Genomic DNA, 24,020 nt, shown 5'->3' on the forward strand with positions numbered 1-24,020 from the left:
GTTTCTTACAGTGGTTTTGTAAATGGTGATACTAAAGAAGACCTTGGTGGTACGCTGTCTGTGACAACGACAGCAACTGCTGCAAGTGCAGTAGGTACTTACCCGATCACAGCAAGTGGTTATACGTCTGCCAACTACAGCATTACTTATGCTCCTGGTACATTGGAAGTGACCAAGAAAGGTTTAATAGTAACTGCTGATGATAAGACCAAGCCGTACGGCGCTGCTCTTCCTGTATTGACTGTTCATTATACAGGTCTGGTATATGGTGATGCTGCTCCGGCAACGCCTCCAACTATAAGCACTACCGCCACAGCTTCGAGTGATGTAAAAGCTGCGGGTTATCCGATCACTGCCACAGGTGCGGCTGATGGTAACTATAATATCTCTTATGCTCCTGGTACTTTAACTATCACCAAAGTGGATGCGACAATTGCTGTAAACGGTTTCACTGGTACTTATGATGGCGCATCACACGCTGCAACAGGTACAGCAACAGGCGTTGGAGGTGCAAACCTTTCAAGCTTACTTAACCTGGGAAGCAGCTTCACTGACGTGCCAGGCGGTACAGCGAATTGGACTTTCACTGGTGGAACAAATTATAATGATAAGAATGGCACCGCTTCTATTGTTATCAACAAAGCTTCGACCGGCATAACTGTAGCAAATGCAAGTGGCACACAAGGTGGGTACGTGACACTGACAGCTACATTGAAAGATGGCTCTAATAACAAACCGTTAAGTGGCAAGACAGTAACTTTCACCTTAAATAATGCAAGTATGGGTACGGCAACGACCGATGCTAACGGTCTTGCTACTTTACCAAACGTTAAAGCTTGTGGAAATGGGTTAACCCAGGCAAGTTTTGCAGCAGAGACTAACTACTCTGGCTCAACAAGTGCTACAGGAACGTTAACTGCCGCTGCACAAAGCTTTGCATGGAGCGGAACTAATGTAACAGCGACCCCTCAGCAGCTTCCAACAAGTGGAGGCATAACTATCACTCCAACTATAACGTTTACAGGATTAACACTTACTAACGTTTCTATAAATTGGGATGATAACACTTCAACTCCAATATCAGGAACAATTACTGGTTCAGTTTCATCTAGTCATAACTATAAGGTGCCTGGCGTATATGGTCTTAAGCTCACAGGTACAGATGTCTGCGGTAGCACGGTGACTAATATCTACCAATACATAGTTATCTACGATCCAGCAGGTGGTTTTGTAACAGGTGGTGGTTGGTTTAATTCACCGGCAGGAGCTTGTAAAACTGCCCTGACAGCGACAGGAAAGGCTAATTTTGGTATAAACTCAAAGTATCCGAAAGGATCTACAAAACCAACTGGAGAAACAGAATTTAATTTCCAGGCAGGTAACCTTAAATTCAATAGCACGTCTTACCAAGATATGTCTTTGGTAATCGGGGGAGCAAAAGCAACCTATAAAGGTTCTGGAACCATTAACGGAACTGGTAGCTACAGCTTTATGTTAGTTGCAACGGACGGTGACGTAACAGGCGGAGATGGAGTAGATAGAATACGTATGAAAATCTGGGATAATGTAACAGGTAAGGTAGTTTATGACAACCAAACAGATGCCTCAGATAATGCTAATCCAACTACAGCTATCGGCGGAGGTTCAATAGTAATCCATACTGACAAAGCATCTAAACCTATCGAACCAATTGTTAACGCAGCAATTGTCGTGATCGAACCATTACAACTGAAAGCTTATCCTAACCCAAGCACTCAATACTTTACCGTTAAACTGCAAAGCAGAATAAACGAAAAGGTTCAACTGAAAGTGTTTGATGTGTCAGGCAAACCAGTGTACTTGACAGAAGGTTCTTCTAACCAGACTTACAGGTTTGGAGATAACTTCACAAGTGGTTCTTACTTCCTAAACGTAACCCAGGGAGGCAAACAACAGGTTCTTAAACTGATTAAACTAAAATAAAACAAACGCTCCTTTTTAAACCCTACCCTACAGAGGCTGTCCTAAAAAGACAGCCTCTTTTTTTACAACTATCTTTTTTCAACTATTATTTAAATAAGAGCAAATTTTTGCTTTCAACTCTTAACGCTCATTTTTTCATTACAAAACGTTTGTAAGCAAAATATATAAGTAACAGCCAGACTATAATTATCAGAATTGCAAAAAACCAGTTATTCTTCTTTGTAATGCCCGCGTTGACTTTTAAGCTTTGCCTGGCATCTGATAAAACAATCGCAGGTATAAGTTTTATCGATGCTGAAATTAAAATGGGAACAATAATCAGGTCATCCAATAAACCAAGAACGGGAATGAAATCAGGAATTAAGTCAATGGGACTTAGTAGGTAACCAACGGTCAGCCCAATAAGAATTTTTGCAGCAAAAGGTGTACGCTTATCCTTATAAGCCAGCATTAAAACCTGCGATTCTGACTTCAGCTGTCTTGCCCGTTGTTTTAGTTTCGTCAGCAGTTGCACAAATGTTCTTTTTAATCAATAGTATATTTAGAATAATAAAACCCTTCTTGTATATAAACGGTGTTTTGTTGCAATAACAAAGCCGTCGGTATTAGAACAAAAGTTTTGAGATTAATGGAGAAAAGTAATGGACAATCAAAGAGATCAATAACTTTTTTTCATTTTTGTAGACATAACGGGGTATTTTGTCGCATTCTTTATTAAACACATTTACTTTATAGCTTATTTTGCTTATAATGAAATTGCCTTTTAAGTTAAGCAGGTGGGTGTTTATTGTTCTTCATATTACCTTCTGGTTACTATTGTTCTCGCTGCCATTTTTATTGCAGATGTATTCAGAAAAAAGAGCAGCAACTACTGATAAACATCAACCCGGAATTGCCTTTTATATTTTAAAGTGTCTTTTCTGGACAGCCTTCTTTTATATCAATGCCTACATTCTATTTCCCCGTCTTTTTTATAAGAGAGATTACGGAAAATACATTTTATCCCTTATTGCTTTACTGGCAGGCTGCCTTGTATTGGAATTAGGTTATTTCGTATTGACAGACTCTCTAACGCACTTCCATTTACGTGGTTTTATTTTGTTCAATACATTCCCTTTCTTATTTATTCTGGCTTGCAGCACTGCTTACAAAATGTTTTTGGACCGGGCAGAAACAGAAAGGCTGGCAAGCCAAAAGGAAACAGAACATTTAAAAACAGAACTAGCTTTTTTACGGTCGCAAATAAGCCCTCATTTTATGTTTAATGTACTAAACGGGATGGTGGCATTGGCAAGAAAAAAATCTGACCTGGTAGAACCATCGCTTATCAAGCTTTCCTCGATTATGCGATACATGTTGTATGAGAATGATGAGGAAAAAGTTTCACTCGAGAAAGAACTTGAATATCTCCAAAGCTACATTGATTTACAGAAGCAACGTTTTGGTAAAAGCATAACTGTTACCACTACTATAGAAACTATTGATAAGCCTTACTATATTGAACCTATGCTGCTGATACCTTTTGTGGAAAATGCATTCAAGCATGGAACAGGCTTAGTGCATGACGCAGAAATTCGCATTTGCCTGAGGGCCACAAATGGACTGTTACATTTTTCTGTAGCGAATCGTTATGCTGAGGAGTCAACAGAGATAAAAGATAAAACTAGCGGAATTGGACTAAACAATGTACACAGAAGATTAAATTTGTTGTACAAAAACACTCATACACTTGACATAAAAAAGAACGATGGCTTTTTTATCGTTTCACTTAAATTAAATCTGATATAATGCGATGCGTGGCCATAGATGACGAAGAATTAGCTTTAGAATTACTGGAAGACAATATCAGTAAAGTTCCTTATTTAGAGTTGGTGGGTAGTTTTAATAATCCGCTCGAGGCAATAAGTACGATACAGGAACAAAAAATAGATCTTGTTTTTTTAGACATACAAATGCCGGGGCTAACCGGTTTGCAGTTTATAAAAAGCCTTAATCCCAAACCGATGTTTATCATGATAACTGCATATGAAAAATATGCATTGGATGGCTTTGACCTTGATGTAGTGGATTATTTACTAAAACCAGTTTCCCTTGAAAGGTTTATAAAAGCCTGTAACAAAGCGTGGGAATTACATAAATTAAAGAATAAACCAATTGAAGTATCTAAAGAAGCTGAACCTGCCTACTTTTTTATAAATGCTGACTATAGTCATGTGAAAGTTGATTTTGCTGATATCATTTGGGTAGAAGGCTTAAAGGATTATTTAAGAATACATCTTAAAGGAAATGCTAAACCAATTGTAGCCAGGCTAAGTATGAAAAGCATTGAAGAACAGTTGCCGGCATCCATGTTCATCCGTATTCAGAAATCTTACATTGTATCCATACAGCACATAACATCGGTAAGAAAGAACAGCGTTTTCGTAGGATCAATTGAACTCCCTATTGGGGATAACTATAAAGACCAGGTACTTGCCCTGGTTCAAAGCAACCTGAATTCCTGATAAAAAACGGAGTTAGATGAAAGTTTTTCCCATTTGGTCGCAGAATATGCCGCTTTAGTATATTACCACATTCAACTTCAACGTGTCAATTTATATTTGAAACCACTTAACCTTTAAAATTACAATTTAATGAAAAAAGTTTTTTTATCTTCTTTTGCAATTGCTGTTGTAGCTATTTCTACATCAGCGTTCACTCCCGCGAAGCATACATCAGAAACGACTGCAGAAAAAAAAGAAAAAGCTGCCAGAGACGTGCCTGCAAAATGGACTGCCGATAAAGCGCACTCAAGTGTAAAGTTTACAGTTACACACCTTGTAGTATCTGAAGTAGAAGGCAGATTTAAAATGTTTGATGGTTCTATGGAAACATCAAAACCTGACTTTTCTGATGCCAAAATAAATTTTACCGTAGATGTTAACTCTGTGGATACAGACAATGAAATGCGTGACAAGGATCTGAAGGGTGAAAACTTTTTTGCCGCTGATAAATATCCCCAAATGAAATTTGTAGGATCATCATTTACTCCCGCCGGTGGAAACAAATACAAACTGGCCGGCAACCTTACTATAAAGGATGTCACTAAACCTGTGGTGTTTGACGTAACCTATGGAGGAACTGCAAATGCAATGGGAAAAACAAAAATGGGTTTTAAAGCCAAAACGACAATTGACAGGTTTGACTATAACCTAAAGTGGAACAAAGCTACAGAAGCTGGTGGCCTGGTGGTAAGCAAAGACGTTGACTTGGTTGTAAATGTCGAATTGAATAAAGAATAAGCATTTCGTTATATTATTGTAAAAGCCGGTATCATTTGCCGGCTTTTTTCGTTTTCCCTTTAAGCAAGATAGATGAAATACGGAAAACCTTTTTAATAATAAGCATTTAATTTTTCATAAGATTTGAAATATCCTTCCTACAATTTCGTTTGTATGCAGTACCTATTATAGGTTAAAACAGGCAGGGCATAAAAGGCTGATAAAAAAATTTTTTAGAACAAAACTTCTATTTTTATTTCTTTAAATCCTCCAGGAAGATATCTACAATTTTGTCGCACAATTTTTCCGCTTTGTCTCAATTACTCAATCAAAAAAAATTAGCAGCGTACATTTGTATTCGCTTCTAAAAGCAAACATTATGTTTATGAAAAAAGTTTTATTTGTTTTCGGGCTCATTTTGATATGTTTAAATATATCAGCACAAATGCCCGGTGGAGGAATGGCAGGTAATCAAAAAGTGCCATCTATTGGTCACATTTATGGCAAACTTGTAGATAGTGCAGGAAAGCCTGTGAGCGATGCCTCTGTAATCTTACTGCACAGTAAGTTTGATTCGGCTACCAAAAAAAGTAAGGAAGTTTTATTAAAAGGTATTTCTACCAAGTCAAACGGAGAGTTTGATTTTGATCAACTTCCTGTTTTCGGCCAGCTTAAATTAAAAGTTTCTGCTACCGGTTTCAAACCTTTTGAAGAGGCTGTGTCCTTTATGCCAGGTATGGGAAAAGGTATGAAGGCTGCAACACCTCCGCCAGGACAGGGACAGGCACCTGATGTATCTGCCATGTCTGCAATGTTTGACAAAGACCTCGGCAAAATTAAAATGTCAGGAGATATAAAGAAACTACAGGACGTAACAGTTACAACCACTAACTCAGCTTTGAAATTAGATATAGACAAAAAAGTATTTAATGTAGATAAGAATATAGTTAGCTCAGGAGGAACTGCGCTGGACGTTATGAAAAATGTACCATCAGTGCAAGTGGATATTGATGGTAACGTAAAACTTAGAAACAGTGCGCCTCAACTATATATAGATGGACGGCCTACCACTCTTTCGCTCGATCAAATTCCTGCCGATGCTATTGAAAATGTCGAGGTGATTACGAATCCTTCAGCCAAATATGACGCATCTGGTGGTAACGCGGGCATACTAAATATTGTATTGAAAAAGAACAGGAAAACAGGCTACAATGGTAACCTGATGGCAGGTGTCGATAAAAGAGGCGCAGTAAACGGTGGAGCAAATTTTAGCATTCGCCAGGGAAAGTTTAATGTGTCAATCAATGGTATGGCAAATCAAAATAAAGGGATTGCCAACGGGTATACAGACTTGACAAGATTAGGAAATTCTCCTTCTGTCTTTACTCACCAGGACAACAGCAGCAAAACAAATGGCGCTTTTATGTTTGGAAGCGCAGGTGTTGATTATTTTGCTACCAACAAAACCACTTTTTCGCTAACCGGCATCAAAGTGCATGGAAAGTTTTCACCCGGTGATGTCATAAATGCTTATACAGACAGTATGCTTACCGGTGGTACCGTCAGAAATTTTGCTACCCGTAACGCTGCTACATCAAGAGAATTCAATGCAAACGGTTTACAGTTCGGCGTAAAACACCTTTTTGAAAAACAAGGTGAAGAATGGACAGCTGACGCCAATTATTTCTCGGGTAAAAACAGCGGCGATGCATTTTATGCCACAGACTCAATGAATAGCGCGAAAATTAAATACGCAACAGAAAATCAGAAGGTTTTAAATAGTGGCAACAATACCTTTCTTACTGTTCAAACCGATTATACCAATCCTATAACAAGCAAAACAAAACTGGAGACAGGTTTAAGAGCGCAAATACGTAAAACAGAGTTCAACAACGATAACTTCATCCAGGAAAACGGAGGACTATATACTAAGCTTCCTAATGCTGCAAGTAATTATACAAACAAAGACATGGTTTATGCGGCGTATGCGTCAATAACAAGTACCATTAAGAATTTTGGTTACAAATTAGGACTGCGGGCAGAAAGCTCAAATTATAATGCAGAACTATTAAATACCGGTGACAAGTTCAAAAACAAGTATCCTATATCTTTATTTCCTTCGATATTCTTTAGTCAGAAGTTGAATAATAAGCAGGAACTTCAATTGAGCTACACTCGTCGTATCAACAGGCCAAACTTTTTTAACCAAATACCTTATACCGATCGTTCTGATAAACTGAATGTGACCGTTGGTAACCCTAATCTCGTTCCGGAATTCACCAATTCGATAGAAGCTTCTTACAGCAAAACATTTGCAAAAAACAATAATTTGCTTGCTTCCTTATATTATAAAAGAACAGAAAACTTGATAACTCCATTTTTTACCGGTGAAATTGATCCTATCACAAATGGCTATATTAAAACGTATGTAAATGCAAACTCTAGTTATGCTTACGGAGCAGAATTGACATCGGTAAACTACCTGACAAAATGGTATGATGTAACAACCAATGTCAACATCTATAACTCAAAGATCAATACTGACAATGTAACCAAAAATTCGCAGGATGCAATGTTAAGCTGGTTTGGAAAAATCAACAACAACTTTAAACTTCCTAAAAGCTTCACGATACAATTATCAGGAAACTATCAGTCTAAAACCAATTTGCCTGTAAATAACAACCAGCAGCAGTTTGGCCCACCACAACAAGCGCAATCTGCATCACAAGGATACATCAAGGCTTTCTACGCTGTTGATGCAGCAATTAGAAAAACCTTCCTGAAAAATAATGCCGCTTCAATTTCTTTAAGTTTCAGCGATATTTTCAGATCGAGGAAACAATTCCAACATTCTGAAAGTGATTTATTCATCCAGGACTACTCGAGGCTTCGTGATCCGCAAATGATCAAATTAAACTTTACTTATCGTTTCGGACAAATGGATATGTCTATTTTCAAGCGCAAGAACATGAAGAATGCAGGAGAAGGAATGCAGGCGACCCAGATGTAAACAGGTGATAATCAAACGTATTTATTTTTAAAATGCAGGAAAAGCCTGAAGCAAATTGCTTCAGGCCTTTTTAATACTGAGTAAATAAATTCTCATTTTCTTGCAAAAAAGGCCAATGACCTAATTTATCGAGAACAGTAGAACAATGTAAAAGATCGTCGCACTTTTACTAACAATTCCGTGGTAATTTTCCTATCTTGGTATGATTATTTGATTAACTAGTTTGTTAATATTTTTTTAAACTTTAAATTTTATTTTATGGGCAATCTTTTGTATATCATCGCGGTGATATTAATTATTGGATGGCTGTTGGGATTTTTTGCTTTTCATGCTGGAGGAATAATCCATATTCTGTTAGTAATTGCTGTCATTGCTATCATTTTGCAGGTCATCAGGGGAGGCAGAACTGGCGTTTAGTCCGGGATAAGATAAAATTATTTGAGGTTTAATAAATAATATTTCTTCTATATTTTTATTTGCGTTCTTAATAAAAAATAAATAAAGAAAATATTATGAAGAAGAATATTGAATACTGAGGTGAATAATAATTACAAAAAAGAGGATTGTTCTATGAGCAATCCTCTTTTCAATTATAGGAAGCCATAACGTATTATTTTAAGTAAATACTGGTCTTTTCCGATTGTTTTCTGGTGCTAACAATGCTGTTCGTGCTTCTTCCCATATTTTGCGGATTTCGGCTATTATTTCTCTTGCGCAACTATATTAAGTTATCTCACGTTATTGCTTATAGTAACTCTGTACGTAAAGTTTTCCAGCATCATCTGCATTTATTAGCCGGACTTAATTTACCTGTAACAAAAGATTACTTCATACGTATTACCAAAAACCAGGAATTATATTAAGATTTTTCTTCGCAATCTTTGAAGAGCGAAGGATTTGTATCTTATAAAAATCCATTCTTTTTTTAAAAAAGCTCTAACCTTAAAAAATAAAAAACAATGAAAAAACTTTTTCTTCACCTAATTCTTGCAGGAATTACTATCTCTGTAAATGCTCAAAAAGAAACAAAAGAACCTTACCTGAGCAAATCTTTTGCAAATACATCAATAAAAGATGTGGATGTAAAAACATCCGGAGGAAGCATTTCGGTTGCAGGAGTTGATGCATCTGAGGCAAGAGTGGAAGTATATGTAAATGGAAACAAAAATTCTGATAATTTGTCGAAAGAGGATATTAAAAGAAGATTGGAAGAAAATTATGATTTGAACATTTCACTCAGCAATAATACATTAACCGCCATTGCAAAACCAAAAGAGCGGAGCATGAACTGGAAGAAAGGGCTCAGTATTTCTTTCAAAGTATTTACACCCAAAAATGTTAATTCAGATATTGCTACCAGCGGTGGCAGCATCAGCCTTACAAATCTTTCCGGCAACCAGGACTTCTCTACCAGCGGAGGTAGTCTGCATGTTGATAACCTTAGTGGCAATGTAAAGGGAAGAACCTCAGGAGGCAGCATTGATGTAACAAACTCAAAAGATGACATAAGTCTTTCTACCAGCGGCGGCAGCATTCACGCTGAAAACTGTGATGGCAATCTCCGTTTGTCTACTTCTGGCGGCTCGCTTGATTTAACTGCCTTAAAAGGAAACATCGAAGCAAGTACAAGTGGAGGAAGTATTAATGGAAATGATATTGAAGGCGAGCTTTCTGCCAGCACTTCAGGCGGAAGTGTACATTTAAACAACCTCACATGCAGCCTTGAAGCATCAACAAGCAGTGGTAGCATAGATATATCTATGAAGAGCATTGGAAAATACATAAAGATTAGCAATTCAGGCGGAAACGTAGATTTGACAATTCCTGGCGGAAAAGGAATCGACCTTAGATTATCAGGTAATAAAGTCTCTACTCCTGCCCTGGCAAATTTCAACGGAAGCATGGATAATAACGAGGTAGAAGGCAAATTAAATGGCGGCGGAGTGCCCGTAACTGTAAGAGCAGGAAGCGGAAAAGTAAGATTAATGGTGCAATAAGCTGCGGGATTCGTTAGAGAAAAACAATCAGAACAAAAACTGGCTTTTAGTTTTAAATTTTTATAACAGCAAAGAACGATGGGAAAACCAGGAATTCGCGAAGCGAAAAGTTTCGTGATATCCTGTAGGATCCTTGCGCTTCTTTGCTGTTCCATTTTTGTTCCGTACCGCAGTAAACGCCTCTCCCACCCTGTTACAAAAGCGAACAAAAAGTGTATCAAAAACGTACATATCTTCCATTCATCCTCTCTCCTACTCCATTGTAATTCAATTACTTATAATTTTGGCCACCTTCTTGAAATAATTTAGCAAGCGATTTTGAAGAAGCAAAGTTCCCGGCATCTATTCAGTTTTGCTTAACGCTCGTGGTTTAGGAAATGATTTTTCAAATGTGGAAACGGTAACGCTCGTTTAAGCACGAATGAAAGGTTTTGTAAATAGCAGGATGCGTAAGAATGATGGGATTATCTGAATTATCATTTAGAAAGTTTAATAAGAAAAAATACAAAAGTATAAATTGACAATATGTTTAAAAACTATTTTAAAACGGCAATCCGTAACCTATCAAGAAATAAAAGTTATACCGCAATAAATGTTTTGGGCCTTGGTGTTGGTATTGCTGTTTGCTTAATGATTTTTCTTGTAATTCAGTTTGAAACCAGTTTTGATAATTTTCATTCAAAAAAAGATAGAATATATAGGGTGATAACTGAATTAAAAGACGCTTCAGGAACAAATCATAGTGCCGGTGTTCCCTTTCCATTACCTCGTACTCTAAGAAATGATTTTCCGCAGCTTGAAAAAGTGACGGCTATTAATAGTGATGGAAACTCATTATTTGCCGTAATGGATGATAACAGTGGTCGCGCTGTAAAAAAATTTAAAGAAGAACAGGGAGTATTTTATACAGAACCGGCATTCTTTGACATCTTTGATTTTCCATGGTTGGCTGGAAATCCAAAATCATTAGATGAACCAAATACTGTTTCACTTACAAAAGAAACAGCTGAAAGATACTTTGGCTCATGGAAAAATGCGATTGGAAAAACCATAAGAAAAGATAATAAAGACCTTTTAAAGGTTACAGGTATCATAGACAATGTACCTGCAAATACAGATTTTCAGTTAAAAACAGTTATTTCTTATAAAAACTTTGAAAACTATACATCAACCGACTGGGTATCGGTAAATAGTGACCATGGTTGTTATGTTTTACTTCCTGAAAATTTATCTTTTGAGAGTTTCAATAAACTTTTTCCTGCCTTTGTTACTAAGTACAGGCCTGCGGAAAGAGCAGTGAATACAGCACAACTTTTACAATCAGTTAAAGAAGTGCATTATGATGCAGATTCTGGCAACTATTCAAGAAAAACAATTTCGAAAGAACTTATACGAACACTTAAGCTTATTGCATTGTTTATACTTCTTATAGCATGTGTAAATTTTATCAACCTGTCTACTGCGCAATCTGTTAACCGTGCAAAAGAAGTAAGTATACGCAAAGTGCTTGGAAGCAACAGAAAACAACTTAGTTTTCAGTTTTTAAGTGAAACTGCTATTATTACTATTGGTGCTGTCATTATTGCTGTTTTAATTGTAATTGTTGCCCTGCCTTATATTAAAACGCTTTTAAATCTTTCTTTATCTTTTAATATTGCAGATAATCCCGCAATTGTACTTTTCCTTATTGCTATTACCATAAGTGTCACACTGCTTTCAGGCTTTTATCCATCATTAGTATTGTCTAGGTTTAACCCCGTAACAGCTTTAAAAAGCAAATTCATTGCAAAAAGCACAAAAGGAATTTCACTGAGAAGAGGGCTTGTAGTTGCACAATTTATAATAGCCCAGGGATTGATAATTGGTACATTGATAGTTGTAAAACAGATGAATTACTTTCAGAATGCTTCTTTAGGATTTGACAAAGAGGCAATACTGACAGTACCTATACCAACAGACAGCGTTGGAAGAAGTAAAATAGACTTTTTAAAAGATGAATTAGTAAAGCGTCCGGAAATAAAAAATGTAAGTTTTAGTTTTACGCCTCCTACAAACCAGGGGAACTGGTTTTCCGATTTTAAGTTTAATCATTCTGCCAAAAACAGTGATTTTGGCGCTAACCTTAAATGGGCAGACGCCGATTATATCAATACCTACAAGCTTGCCCTTGTTGCAGGCAGGAACTACACAAAAGGCGATACCTCGCGGGAACTGATTGTAAATGAAGAACTGTTAAAAAGGCTAGGCATAACAAATCCTGAAGAAGCTATCAATAAGGAAATTGACTTGTGGGATGGTGGGGTAAAAGCACCTATCGTTGGAGTTTTAAAAGATTTTCATACACAGTCGCTTCAACAACCTATAGACCCTATTATCATGGGTAATTACAAGCGTACTTATCGCACCATTAATATTAAAGTGCAGCAACGCGATATACAGCAAACAATCTCTTTTATAGAAAATCTTTGGACAAACACTTATCCTGATTATGTTTTTGAATACCAGTTTTTAGACCAGAGCATTGCAAATCTTTACCAGCAACAAAGACAGCTATCGCAGCTATACAAAATTTTTGCAGCCATTTCTATTTTCTTAAGCTGCCTTGGTTTATATGGTTTGGCTTCTTTTATGGCAGTACAAAGGATAAAAGAAGTAGGTATAAGAAAAGTACTGGGGGCAACAGTTCAAAATGTTATTTATCTTTTTTCAAAGGAATTTATCATTCTTATATCAATTGCATTTGTAATAGCTACACCTGTTGCATGGTACTTTATGCGCCAATGGCTGCAGGACTTTGCTTACCGCATTGACATGAGCCTATGGATATTTATTATAGCAGGAACAGCTTCATTACTGATTGCATTATTAACTGTGAGTTTCCAGGCAATTAAAGCAGCAGTTGCTAACCCTGTTAAGAGTTTGCGAAGTGAGTAGTCTGAACCGGGATTTATAGGATTTTAAGAATTAATGGGAAATGTAGTTGATTATTCGGGCCCTCTTTAGGCTTCAGTGTTGGTGCTAAAGCAAAAAGTTGCTAGGGTGCATGAAGTACAAGTGAGTGACACAACCAAACCTGAATAAAGAAGAAATGTTGGCTAAAAAAAATAAATACTGTGTTTAAAAATTACATCAAAATAGCTATCCGAAATCTATGGCGAAATAAGACTTTCTCTGCCATTAATATATTTGGACTTGCCATAGGCATTTCGGTTTGTTTTATAATCATGCTCTTTGTGCAGGATGAACTCAGTTACGACAGGTTTAACGAAAAGGCGGACAGGATTGTACGAGTGATTTTTAAAGCAAGCATCAACGGTGGAAAGATAAATGAATCTAACGTAATGCCTCCTGTCGCACAGGCATTGAAGAGTGACTACGCTGAGGTAGAAGATGCAACGAGAATACGAACCAGTTTTTCACCAAAAGTAACTTACGCCGATAAAACCTTCAAGGAAGGAACTTTTGCTTTTGTTGATGCCAACTTCTTCAATGTGTTCACTCTTCCATTTATAAAAGGCGACGCTAAGACAGCATTGCTGCAGCCTAATACTGTCGTCATTACCAGAGAAATGGCAGCTAAATATTTTGGAAATGAGGATGCAATTGGCAAGCTATTGACTTTTAACAGCTTCGATAATGCTATATACAAAGTAACAGGTGTGATTGACAAAATACCTGCTAATTCGCATTTTCATTTCGATATGTTTGGCTCGATGGAAAGTTTGCCTGAAGCAAAAGCAGCTACCTGGCTGGCTTCTAATTTTTTCACTTATGTAGTACTGAAAGATGGCTATGATTATAAAAAATTAGAAGCAAAATTGCCAGCTATGGTAGAAAAGTATATGGGGCCGCAGATACTAAAAGAAATGGGGATGAGTTTATCTCAGTTCAGGACCAAGGGCAACGAACTTGGATTTGCTTTACAACCGCTAACTGACATTCACCTTCATGGAGATTCAAGTTCTGAATTAGAAGCCGGTGGTGACGTGAAATATGTCTACATTTTTGGTGCTATTGCCATTTTTATGTTAGCAATAGCCTGTATCAATTTCATTAACCTGTCTACCGCAAGCGCTTCAAAACGGGCAAAGGAAGTAGGCGTTAGAAAAGTAATTGGTTCTGGTAAATTTGATTTGATAAAACAATTTTTACTGGAATCTGTTCTCTTAACCTTGTTTGCATTACTCGCGTCATTTTTTATAGTTCGATTTGCCTTACCGTTGTTTAATAATTTATCCGGAAAAAATCTAACTATCGGACATGAAATTGAGCCATTGGCAGCCTTTGTGTTACTCGGTATACTCGTTGGCATCGTAGCGGGCATTTACCCGGCCTTTTATCTGTCTTCATTTAAACCGATTGCTGTATTAAAAGGTAAGTTTAGCAGTGGCAACAAAACCTTTGGTTTACGGAGCAGCCTGGTCGTCTTTCAATTCTTCATTTCAGTCAGCCTGATTGTAAGCACAATAGTGGTTTACCAACAAATGAAATTTATTCAAAATAAAAAATTAGGTTACGACAAAGAGCAGTTGCTTGTGCTGCCCAACTCTTATGCTTTGGGCAAAAATGAACAGATTTTTAAAGAGCAGCTATTAAAAGACCCACGTGTTGTAAATGCAACGATTTCTGCCTACAAGCCTGCCGGGCCAGGTAACAACAACAATGCATTAGCTTATCCGGAAGGTAAGGATAACCAGATGATGAAAACGCTGGAGTATCATGTAGATGAGCAATATATACCTACACTCGGAATGCAAATGGCGGCAGGAAGAAATTTTTCGAAAGAATTTGTAACGGACTCTTCAGCTATGGTTATTAACGAAACGGCGGCCAGGGCCTTTGGCTGGGGAAACAATGCAGTGGCGCAAAGAATTGTAAGGCAAAATAGTGAAAGAGGAAGAGATTTCGCTTATACTGTAATTGGCGTTGTGAAAGATTTTAACTTCAAGTCTCTTCATGAGCCTATAACTCCTTTGTTGATGGTATTAAAGCCTGAATGGGGTTTAATTGTAAAGGTGAAAACTGCAGATATCTCAGGGCTTTTATCATCTATTAAGAAGCAATGGGAACAGTTTCGAACCGAAGAACCTTTTACATATACTTTCATGGATGAGTTATATAACAAGACTTATTCTGCGGAAGAAAGAACCGGCCGCATTCTCAACATCTTCGCGGTCTTAACCATACTGGTAGCGTGTCTTGGACTTTTCGGCCTTGCAACCTATACTGCCGAGCAACGTACCAAAGAGATTGGCATTCGCAAAGTGCTTGGTGCAAGTGTGACGCAAGTAACCAATATGCTGTCACGAGACTTTATAAAATTAGTGCTGATATCATGCGTGGTGGCGTTTCCTCTATCATACTGGGTAATGTCTAAGTGGCTGCAGGACTTTGCTTACCGAATAAATATAAGCTGGTTAGTGTTTGTAATAGCGGGAATAGCGGCTTTGATGATTGCATTGCTAACAGTGAGCTTCCAGGCGATAAAAGCTGCAATAGCAAATCCAGTGAAGAGTTTGAGAACTGAATAGCATGAAGTTGGTTGTGAGTGTTTTTAGGGATTAGGTAGAAGAATATTCAGGCTCTTTGTCTTAGTTCAAAAAACATTTACCATTTGCGATGTAATTGTTTTTGTGTGTCTCAAAGCGCTGATTGAGCCTTTACACGTTTGCTAAAAGAAAGCTGGTAGAATTTTAAAAAATAATATGAAATTATGCTGAGAAATTATTTCAAGATTGCATGGCGCAACCTCATGAAAAGCAAAGTCTTTTCTTTCATCAATATTTTTGGTCTTACGGTTGGCCTTACGTGTTGCATGCTTATTACATTGTACATAGTCAATGAGTTAAGCTATGACAAGTATCATAAAAATGTAAAAGACCTTTACCAGTTAGGCACTATTTTCATAACTCCCGGGGAAGAAATAAAGCCTGAAAACTGGTCGGCAAATACACCTGCCCCAATGGCGCAATTAATGAAACAGGAGTTTCCTGAAATACAGGAAACAACGAGGATGTTAGGCCTTTTTACAGAAGACAAAACTTTGTTGCAATACAAAGAAAATAATGGCGAACTAAAATCATTTTATGAAACCAAAGGATACCTGGCCGATTCTACATTTTTTAGATTATTCACTTATAATTTTATAGAAGGAAATGCAGCCACAGCATTAACCAGACCTAACACACTCGTATTATCCGATGAGATTGCTAAGAAAATATTTGGTACCCAATCAGCTTTGAACAAAATTGTTCACATAAGCAGCAGCACCAATGGCGACCATGACTTTACGGTAACCGGTGTTTTCAAACCTATTAATTCACCATCACATATTGACGGAAGATTTTTTGTTTCGATGGGGGGAGGCGACATGGAACAATATATTAAAGACCGTGGTACCGACCTTGCCAGCAACAACATGTTTTTCACTTATTTTCTTCTTAAAACAGGAAGCGACTCTAAAAAACTGGAAGCAAAATTTCCTGCCTTTATGAAAAAATATGCGGCAAAAGATTTAAAGGCAATGGGACGCGATAAAAAACAATTTTTAACTCCTTTGAAAGATATTCATCTTCATTCTCCCGCAACACAAAATGTAACGGCAGGCGGAAGCATAACTTATTTATATATTCTTGCTTCCATTGCTTTGTTTACGCTTTTGATTGCCTGTATCAACTTTATGAATCTTTCAACTGCACGTTCTTCAAAACGTTCAGCAGAGGTGGGCATACGAAAAGTGTTAGGTGCCGAGAAAAGTTCTTTAATCCGTCAGTTCCTTGGGGAATCGTTGCTCATGAGTTTTATAGCATTTGTATTTGCTTTTTTACTTACCCAGCTTTTGCTGCCAGCATTTGATTATGTATCAGGAAAAAATCTTTCCTTTTCTTTTTCGACCGAAGGGTGGATTATGATAATTTTTCTTGTATTAACATGTATAACAGGACTTGTGGCGGGCAGCTACCCTGCATTTTATTTGTCGTCTTTTAAACCTGTCAAAGTTTTAAAGGGAAGATTTTCAAATTCCCTTGCAGCAATATCATTACGCAAAGGTTTAGTTGTGTTTCAATTTATTATTTCTGTCGCATTAATTGTGGCTTCGGTTGTTATTAACAAGCAGATGCGTTACATGAGGTCAAAAGATTTGGGATTTGATAAGGACAGGCAAATAGTAATTCCATTGAGAAGCCAGACAGCGAAAGGTATTTATACGTCGTTAAAAAATGAGTTACGCAGAATTCGACAGGTGCAAGACGTTGGCGCGTCATTGTATTATCCCGGTATTTTTAATCCCAGCGACAATCCTTTTTACAGGGAAGGACAAACAATGAATGATGCAAAACAAACCCGCACCAATTGGATCGATGCGAGTTTTCTTCAGACCTTAGGCATACAACCTGTTGCCGGTCGTTTATTTTCTGAGGAATTTCCCGCAGATACCAGTTTTCGTGTTGTTTTAAATGAAACTGCAATCAAAGAAATAGGTTTTGCTTCCCCACAACAATCAATTGGTAAAAAAGTATTTTTCGACTGGCAGGGCAAGACGTATGGTTACGATATTATCGGTGTAGTAAAGGATTTTCATTACCAGGATTTACATCTTCCTATTACACCTTATGCCTTTAATTTAAACAATCAACCGCGATATAATTACCTGATTGTGCATGCAAGGCAAGGTGATATGAGCAGGTTACTAAAATCAATTGAAACAACCTGGCATTCACTAAACGCCAACGAACCTTTTGAGTACAGTTTTCTTGACCTTGACTTTCAGAAAAATTATGACGCGGAAAATAAACTTTCAGCCATAGTTACTTACTTCACCATCATTGCTATTCTTATTTCATGTTTGGGTTTGTTTGGCCTTGCTACATTTAGTGCTGAGCAACGTACCAAAGAGATAGGCGTAAGAAAAGTGTTGGGCGCAAGTATTACGAGTATTATAGGTCTGTTATCAAAAGACTTTTTAAAGTTGGTTGCCATTTCAATCTGCGTCGCATCACCTTTAGCGTGGTATGCGATGAATAAATGGCTGCAGGATTTTGCATACCGTACAAATATCAGCTGGACAGTATTTGCAATAACCGCTGCAGTTGCAATATTAATTGCATTGATAACAATAAGTTCCCAGGCTATAAGAGCTGCTGTAAGTAATCCCGTAAAGAGTTTGAGAACTGAATAGTTTAAATACAAGCTGCTTTGGTCATATAAGTGTTTGCAATTTTCTATTCGCAATGCTTTGCTTTGTCTTGATTCTTGCCCACAAAAGGATGTTGAACAACCTGCTTTCCTGTAACAAAAGCGAACACAAGTTGTATCATAAGCGAACAATAGATTTGCAAAAATTCTCCTTAAATGCCTGATTATCAATTCTATTCTTTTTGGCATATTCTTACTTATATTGTCATTAATATTTTATCAATCAAAAGAAAAAAGAGTGGAGCGATAGATATTTGATTAGGGAGAATAAATTTTAAAAAATGTTGAACAGACCTTTAAGAAGTACAAGTGAGTGACACAACGATGATGAAAGAAGTTATGAAGCTTATTCAAATAAAAATTACAAATACCAGGTTCAATAAAAGTACTTCTTATCAAGGAACTAATTGAACCGAAACCAAGACTAACAAACAAACAATGATAGACCTGAAACACATATCGAAATGGCACATGCAGGGAGGCAAACCGGTTTTTATTTTAAAAGACATAAACCTCTCCGTAGACGAAGGAGAATTTATTTCTGTAATGGGACCTTCCGGTTCAGGGAAGTCTACTCTTTTAAATGTAATAGGCATGCTGGATGAGCCAAGCGAAGGTGAGTATTATTTTAATGGAGAAGCGGTTCACACTCTAAAAGAAAAGCAACGTTCTAAAATATATAAACATAATATAGGTTTCGTATTTCAGGCGTATCATTTAATAGATGAACTGACAGTGTATGAAAATATAGAAACCCCGCTACTGTACCAGGATGTAAAGTCTTCAGAACGAAAGGCGATGGTGGCAGATATCTTAGACCGTTTTCAGATTGTTGGAAAAAAAGATTTGTTTCCTTCCCAATTATCCGGTGGGCAGCAACAACTAGTGGGCATTGCACGTGCGCTGATTGTAAAGCCAAAACTGATACTTGCAGATGAGCCAACAGGTAACCTTAACTCTAAGCAAGGCGAGGAAATAATGAAACTTTTTACAGAACTGAATAAAGATGGAGTGACAATAATACAGGTAACGCATTCAGAAAAAAATGCAGAATATGGCAGAAAGATAATTAACCTGCTGGATGGAAGGATAGAAATGTAATGAGTAGACTTATAGCAATTTTTAAAGAATTAAAAAAATGAAAGAAAGAATTATAACAGGAATTTTATGCCTGTTGTTTACGGGACAACAACTCATCGTGTTTTCTCAACCCGGCAACGTAAACAAGCTTACTTTGAAGCAGTGCGTTGAGGCTGCGATTATGAATAATTTGCAGGTACAGCAAAGTGACCTTCAGATGCAGGCTGGTTCTGTCAATCTTAACCAGGCAAAATCAAATCTTTTTCCGGATTTATTTACAAATTTAAATCATGGTATGAACCAGGGGCGTAGTATAGACCCATTTACAAATAGTTATATTAATCAGCAAATAACCTATGGAAACTATAGCCTTAGTTCGTCTGTAACCCTGTTTAATGGATTTCAACTAAAAAATCTTATTAAGCAAAATGCCCTTACTTACGAGGCAAATAAAATGGACTTGCAACAAACAAAAGACAATGTGACACTAAACGTAATACTCGCCTACCTGCAAATACTGAATAACGAGGAACAATTGATGCAATCAAAAAACCAGGCAGAGGTAACCCGCCAGCAGGTAGAACGTTTAAATATTATGAACCAATCAGGCGCTATTCCTCCTGCACAATTGTACGATTTGAAAGGTCAGTTGGCAAATGATGAATTAGCCATTGTTACCAATCAAAACGCTTTGAATTCTGCTAAGCTTACATTGTCTCAACTTATGAATGTTCCATACAATCAAAATTTGACCGTTGATAAAATAACTGCTGATACGCTTACCCTGCAATACAATGATAAACCTGAAACATTATATGACATATCTGTAAAACAGCTTGCAATTGTAAAAGCCGCAGAACTGAGAAGACAAAGCGCAGTAAAAGGCGTACAGGTTGCGAGAGGTTTACATTATCCTACAATAAATTTAAGCGGAAGTTTTAATACCAATTATTCAAATGCTGCAACTAAAGACATTCCGACGACGTCAGTTGAAACCTCATCTGGTGATTATGTATATTTATCTGGTTCAAAGGTGCCGGTAATGACTACAAGAACAAATTTTTTAAGCCAGAAAATCAGCTATGGTGACCAGTTTAAGAATAACTACAATACAGCCGTTTTTCTTAGCATACAAATACCAATATTAAATAGCTTCAGGGCAAGAAACCGGGTAGCATTGGCTAAGATAGATTTAAGAAATGCTGAAGTAACTGAGCAAACCGTAAAAACACAATTGAACCAAAATATAGAGCAAGCTTATTTTAATATGACCGCGTCGTTGGAAAAGTATAAAACCTTGCAGCAACAGGTTAGTGATTTTACAGAATCATTCAGAACAGCAGAGGTAAGATTCAATGCAGGCGCAATAACACAAGTAGATTATTTAATCGCAAAAAATAATGTCGACAGGTCACGTGCAAATCTAATTTCAACAAAATATGATTATTTATTTCGCCTGAAGATCTTAGATTATTATCAGAATAATTTATCGTTGCAGTAAGAGACAATTTTATTGAAAAAAGCCATACAACTTAAAAATTTGTATGGCTTTTTTTTGTAGCTGTAATGCTCATAAATCATCTTGCTTATCTACTTAAAACCATTTGGGTACTGGCAACTTTGCTTCCCCCTGCGATAAGATGGTATGAATAAATGCCTGTTGCAAATTCTTTCGCACTAATGGTCAACTGTCCATTGCCTTTTTGTAAACCTGAGTAAACTTTTACTATTGCACCATTTGGTGCCACCACCTGGATAGATCCACTTCCTACATTTTCTGGCAGGTAGTACCGTATTGTAGCTCTATCAGTTGCAGGATTTGGTGCAATTGATAACATTGCTTTACTAAAACTTCCGTTGGATATTTCATTACCAGTTAGTAATCCCTTATTCACCAACATACCTTTTATCTGATCTAATTGATTTTTCAAATCATTTAATTGCTGGTCTCTATCGCGGATCATTGCCTGTTGTTCCTGAATCGCTTTAACAAGCACAGGCAGCAATGCATTATAATCAAGTCCTAAATTATCACCTGTGGTTAAAGCCTCCTTACTTGTTGATTTATCTGTAAGATTGTTTGCTGCAACACTTACCATTTCCGGTACAACTTTTTGAACTTCCTGTGCTATCAAACCAATTTTCATTTGCTCATCTTTATATGATATAGGCCTTAGTTGTAAAACTTCTTTCAAACCATATGATAAGTTTTGAACATCTCTCTTTGCAGATGCAAATACAACAGGGTTATTACATAAAAAAAGACTGTTCCAACGAAGGCCGGATGTGCCGAGACTACGATTGCAATTAACATCGGGTACTACATTACCCGCAACCTGCAATTTTTCTGAAGGAGCATTTACACCAATTCCGACACTACCTGCAGTGTTAATAGTAAGTACAGAACCGATACCGCCGCGTTCAATATAAAATTGCCCCGCGTTGAGGCCCAAACCATTATTTGCACCGCCTACTCCGTATCTCCAAAGAGTACCGGCGCTGTTTTGAATGTCAATAAGGGCTGTACCATCGCCTGAAGTAGCAGCATTGGTAAATTTAGCAACTAAGAAGCCGCTGTTACGCAGCACTTCTAGTTTAGCAGCCGGATTATTTGCACCAATACCTACACTGCCCGCTGTATTGATGGTGAGTACAGAGCCAATACCGGAACGCTCTATATAAAATTGACCCGCATTAAGGCCTAAGCCATTATTTGCTCCACCTACTCCATATCGCCATAAAACACCTGAGCCGTTTATAATGTCGATAAGGGCTGTACGATCAAAATTAGCAGGAGCAGAATTAGTGAACCTTGCGAGTAAAGCCCCATCGTTTCTGTTAACCTGTAATTGACCAATTGGAGCATTTGTTCCAATACCAACACGTCCTGCAGTGTTGATGGTAAGAACAGAGCCTATACCAAAACGTTCAAGATAAAATTGTCCGGCATTCAGGCCTAAACCATTGTTTAAGCCTCCTACTCCATATCTCCATAAAGTACCTGACCCGTTTTGAATATCAATAAGGGCTGTACGATCACCGGTGGTAGCAGCATTAGTGAATTTAGCAATTAAAAAGCTATTGTCGCGCCTGACTTCTAACTTGCCCGCAGGAGTGTTTGTGCCAATACCAACAACACGATTAATATTATTCAGACTTACTACGTTACCAGATGTATGCCATTGAGCAGTTATGGGACTAACCAAGAAAACAGCAGGCAGAAAAAGGGAACAAAGTATGAGCTTTTTCATAAAATAATATTTTATCATTGGATTAATTAAAATTCCAAATGCAGTTAAGGAAAAACTATAATTAAGCAAAAACTATAATTAAGGCGGTATTCCATTAAGTCGACGTATATACCTTAAATTTTTAATGTGGTAACTCGAAAAGGGGAAAGTATTAATCTGTTTCATTTTAATACTATTAATTATTAAAAGTCAACCGATTAGCAACAAATATTGAGTTAAGCGAAGTAGAGGTAGCTATCTACTGAAGATATAGGCTATATGAGAGTATATGTTCTTTTAAAAATTTTTAAAAGATCTGTAATGGTTGCAAATGAATTATAAAATTAAAAAGCAGAATTTACAAATGCAAGAAAAAATTAATTTATTTACTTATATAATGAGTATTTATTAAACCTGTAATAAATAAAACGAATCTCAGCTTTTACTATTGACAGTCAAATCATCTGTTTCAAAAAATGCAAGCTATTTTTCATAAAAGTATAAAGAAATCTTTCAGTAAATTCTATAAAACTACACCTGCAATCGTCTTAAAATGTTTTCCCGTTCATTTTTTCGCATCTAGTCTTAGTAAAACTTTTTCCATTCATCCATAAAGCCTGACCGTTTTGCAAACTCATCAGTTTAAAAATTGATACATCAACACCTTTTACCGTTCATCAATTACGCATAATAGAAACTGTTTTTAATCACAAATCGTTTTTAATGCAGTCATTCCCATTTTATTTTTGAATCGTCAATCAAAAAAGACAATTAGAAAACCAAAATAAAAAAAACATTATGAAAAAGTTATTATTATCAGCCTTACTAGCCGCAACTGTGGCAGTAAGCGCATTCGCCGGTACAGAGAAAGTAAGTTCTGTTGCAATCAGCAACTTTAACGCTTCATTCAAACGCGCTTCAGATGTAAGCTGGACAGTAGACAAAGACTATGTAAAAGCTACTTTTATTTTAAACAACGTAAGAACTGAAGCTTTGTACACTCCCAATGGAGAATTTATTGGAACTAATACAGCGGTGTCGCTCGATGAACTTCCTGTAAGGGCAAAAAGAACATTTGCTAAAAAATATAACGGCTATACAGTAAAAGAAGCTATCCGTTTCGAAGGAAATGATGAAGGAGCATATTTTATATCTGCTGCAAATGAAAAAGAATCTGTTATTCTTAAAGTAAGCGATAACAGCCAGGTATCAGTAATGAAGGCAACAAAAAATTAATAAGTTTCTGAAGTTTATAACTTTAAAATGATAAACGAGCCTGTCACTT

The 24,020-nt window shown here is 37.0% G+C and carries 15 protein-coding genes; 13 read left to right on the plus strand and 2 right to left on the minus strand.

Annotation, left to right across the window (positions count from 1 at the left end):
- The coding region (locus B154_RS29005) for an MBG domain-containing protein (protein WP_018615763.1) at nucleotides 1-1,962 on the plus strand (1,962 nt) is incomplete at its 5' end.
- A gap of 127 nt (nucleotides 1,963-2,089) precedes the next feature.
- On the opposite strand, the gene B154_RS0118270 is transcribed toward B154_RS29005, so the two are convergent.
- A complete protein-coding gene (locus tag B154_RS0118270; protein WP_018615765.1) occupies nucleotides 2,090-2,476 on the minus strand; it encodes a YkvA family protein in 387 nt (128 codons plus the stop codon).
- Nucleotides 2,477-2,712: 236 nt separating this feature from the next.
- On the opposite strand from B154_RS0118270, the gene B154_RS0118275 reads away from it, so the two are divergent.
- The 11 genes from B154_RS0118275 to B154_RS0118335 all read left to right on the plus strand — a co-directional run bounded on the left by B154_RS0118275 (nucleotide 2,713) and on the right by B154_RS0118335 (nucleotide 21,006).
- Nucleotides 2,713-3,750, plus strand: coding sequence for a sensor histidine kinase (locus tag B154_RS0118275; RefSeq protein WP_018615766.1), 1,038 nt, complete (start codon nucleotides 2,713-2,715; stop codon nucleotides 3,748-3,750).
- Nucleotides 3,750-4,466, plus strand: a complete 717-nt coding sequence (locus B154_RS0118280) for a LytR/AlgR family response regulator transcription factor (protein ID WP_018615767.1) — start codon at nucleotides 3,750-3,752, stop codon at nucleotides 4,464-4,466. Before B154_RS0118275 ends, B154_RS0118280 begins: the two co-directional genes overlap by 1 nt.
- 129 nt (nucleotides 4,467-4,595) lie before the next feature.
- Nucleotides 4,596-5,243 carry a YceI family protein gene (locus B154_RS0118285; protein ID WP_018615768.1) on the plus strand — a complete coding sequence of 216 codons (648 nt, stop codon included), beginning with the start codon at nucleotides 4,596-4,598 and terminating at the stop codon, nucleotides 5,241-5,243.
- A gap of 364 nt (nucleotides 5,244-5,607) precedes the next feature.
- Nucleotides 5,608-8,232 (plus strand): outer membrane beta-barrel protein, encoded by a 2,625-nt coding sequence (locus B154_RS0118290; protein ID WP_018615769.1) that lies wholly within the window; start codon nucleotides 5,608-5,610, stop codon nucleotides 8,230-8,232.
- 258 nt (nucleotides 8,233-8,490) lie between these two features.
- A complete protein-coding gene (locus B154_RS32530) occupies nucleotides 8,491-8,649 on the plus strand; it encodes a lmo0937 family membrane protein (RefSeq protein ID WP_018615770.1) in 159 nt (52 codons plus the stop codon).
- A 542-nt stretch (nucleotides 8,650-9,191) separates the two neighbouring features.
- Nucleotides 9,192-10,229 carry a DUF4097 family beta strand repeat-containing protein gene (locus B154_RS0118300; RefSeq protein ID WP_018615771.1) on the plus strand — a complete coding sequence of 346 codons (1,038 nt, stop codon included), beginning with the start codon at nucleotides 9,192-9,194 and terminating at the stop codon, nucleotides 10,227-10,229.
- Nucleotides 10,230-10,754: 525 nt separating this feature from the next.
- On the plus strand, nucleotides 10,755-13,163 hold the full coding sequence (locus B154_RS0118310; protein ID WP_018615774.1) for an ABC transporter permease: 2,409 nt from the start codon (nucleotides 10,755-10,757) through the stop codon (nucleotides 13,161-13,163).
- A 179-nt stretch (nucleotides 13,164-13,342) separates the two neighbouring features.
- Nucleotides 13,343-15,760 (plus strand): ABC transporter permease, encoded by a 2,418-nt coding sequence (locus B154_RS0118315; protein WP_018615776.1) that lies wholly within the window; start codon nucleotides 13,343-13,345, stop codon nucleotides 15,758-15,760.
- Between the two features lie 182 nt (nucleotides 15,761-15,942).
- Complete coding sequence (locus tag B154_RS0118320) at nucleotides 15,943-18,408, plus strand: ABC transporter permease (RefSeq protein WP_018615778.1); 2,466 nt, start codon at nucleotides 15,943-15,945, stop codon at nucleotides 18,406-18,408.
- Between the two features lie 455 nt (nucleotides 18,409-18,863).
- The gene (locus B154_RS0118330; RefSeq protein ID WP_018615783.1) at nucleotides 18,864-19,526 is read left to right on the plus strand and encodes an ABC transporter ATP-binding protein; all 663 of its coding nucleotides are present in this window, start codon (nucleotides 18,864-18,866) and stop codon (nucleotides 19,524-19,526) included.
- A gap of 37 nt (nucleotides 19,527-19,563) precedes the next feature.
- A complete protein-coding gene (locus tag B154_RS0118335; protein WP_018615784.1) occupies nucleotides 19,564-21,006 on the plus strand; it encodes a TolC family protein in 1,443 nt (480 codons plus the stop codon).
- An 85-nt stretch (nucleotides 21,007-21,091) separates the two neighbouring features.
- Here the strand turns inward: B154_RS0118335 and B154_RS0118340 are convergent, their stop codons facing one another.
- On the minus strand, nucleotides 21,092-22,756 hold the full coding sequence (locus B154_RS0118340) for a tail fiber domain-containing protein (protein WP_018615786.1): 1,665 nt from the start codon (nucleotides 22,754-22,756) through the stop codon (nucleotides 21,092-21,094).
- Between the two features lie 777 nt (nucleotides 22,757-23,533).
- Here B154_RS0118340 and B154_RS0118345 point away from each other — a divergent pair.
- Entirely contained in the window at nucleotides 23,534-23,971 is a 438-nt protein-coding gene (locus B154_RS0118345; protein WP_018615788.1) for a hypothetical protein, read from the plus strand.
- Nucleotides 23,972-24,020: the final 49 nt, after the last annotated feature.

It is taken from the genome of Segetibacter koreensis DSM 18137 (assembly GCF_000374045.1).
Taxonomy (GTDB): Bacteria; Bacteroidota; Bacteroidia; order Chitinophagales; family Chitinophagaceae; genus Segetibacter; species Segetibacter koreensis.

Bases quoted from the DNA above. Each gene is read 5' to 3' on its own strand.
- B154_RS0118300 (WP_018615771.1), top strand. From the start codon at position 9,192: ATGAAAAAACTTTTTCTTCACCTAATTCTTGCAGGAATTACTATCTCT.
- B154_RS0118275 (WP_018615766.1), top strand. From the start codon at position 2,713: ATGAAATTGCCTTTTAAGTTAAGCAGGTGGGTGTTTATTGTTCTTCAT.
- B154_RS0118285 (WP_018615768.1), top strand. From the start codon at position 4,596: ATGAAAAAAGTTTTTTTATCTTCTTTTGCAATTGCTGTTGTAGCTATT.
- B154_RS0118320 (WP_018615778.1), top strand. From the start codon at position 15,943: ATGCTGAGAAATTATTTCAAGATTGCATGGCGCAACCTCATGAAAAGC.
- B154_RS0118330 (WP_018615783.1), top strand. From the start codon at position 18,864: ATGATAGACCTGAAACACATATCGAAATGGCACATGCAGGGAGGCAAA.
- B154_RS0118280 (WP_018615767.1), top strand. From the start codon at position 3,750: ATGCGATGCGTGGCCATAGATGACGAAGAATTAGCTTTAGAATTACTG.
- B154_RS0118345 (WP_018615788.1), top strand. From the start codon at position 23,534: ATGAAAAAGTTATTATTATCAGCCTTACTAGCCGCAACTGTGGCAGTA.
- B154_RS0118340 (WP_018615786.1), bottom strand. From the start codon at position 22,756: ATGAAAAAGCTCATACTTTGTTCCCTTTTTCTGCCTGCTGTTTTCTTG.
- B154_RS32530 (WP_018615770.1), top strand. From the start codon at position 8,491: ATGGGCAATCTTTTGTATATCATCGCGGTGATATTAATTATTGGATGG.
- B154_RS0118310 (WP_018615774.1), top strand. From the start codon at position 10,755: ATGTTTAAAAACTATTTTAAAACGGCAATCCGTAACCTATCAAGAAAT.
- B154_RS0118335 (WP_018615784.1), top strand. From the start codon at position 19,564: ATGAAAGAAAGAATTATAACAGGAATTTTATGCCTGTTGTTTACGGGA.
- B154_RS0118290 (WP_018615769.1), top strand. From the start codon at position 5,608: ATGAAAAAAGTTTTATTTGTTTTCGGGCTCATTTTGATATGTTTAAAT.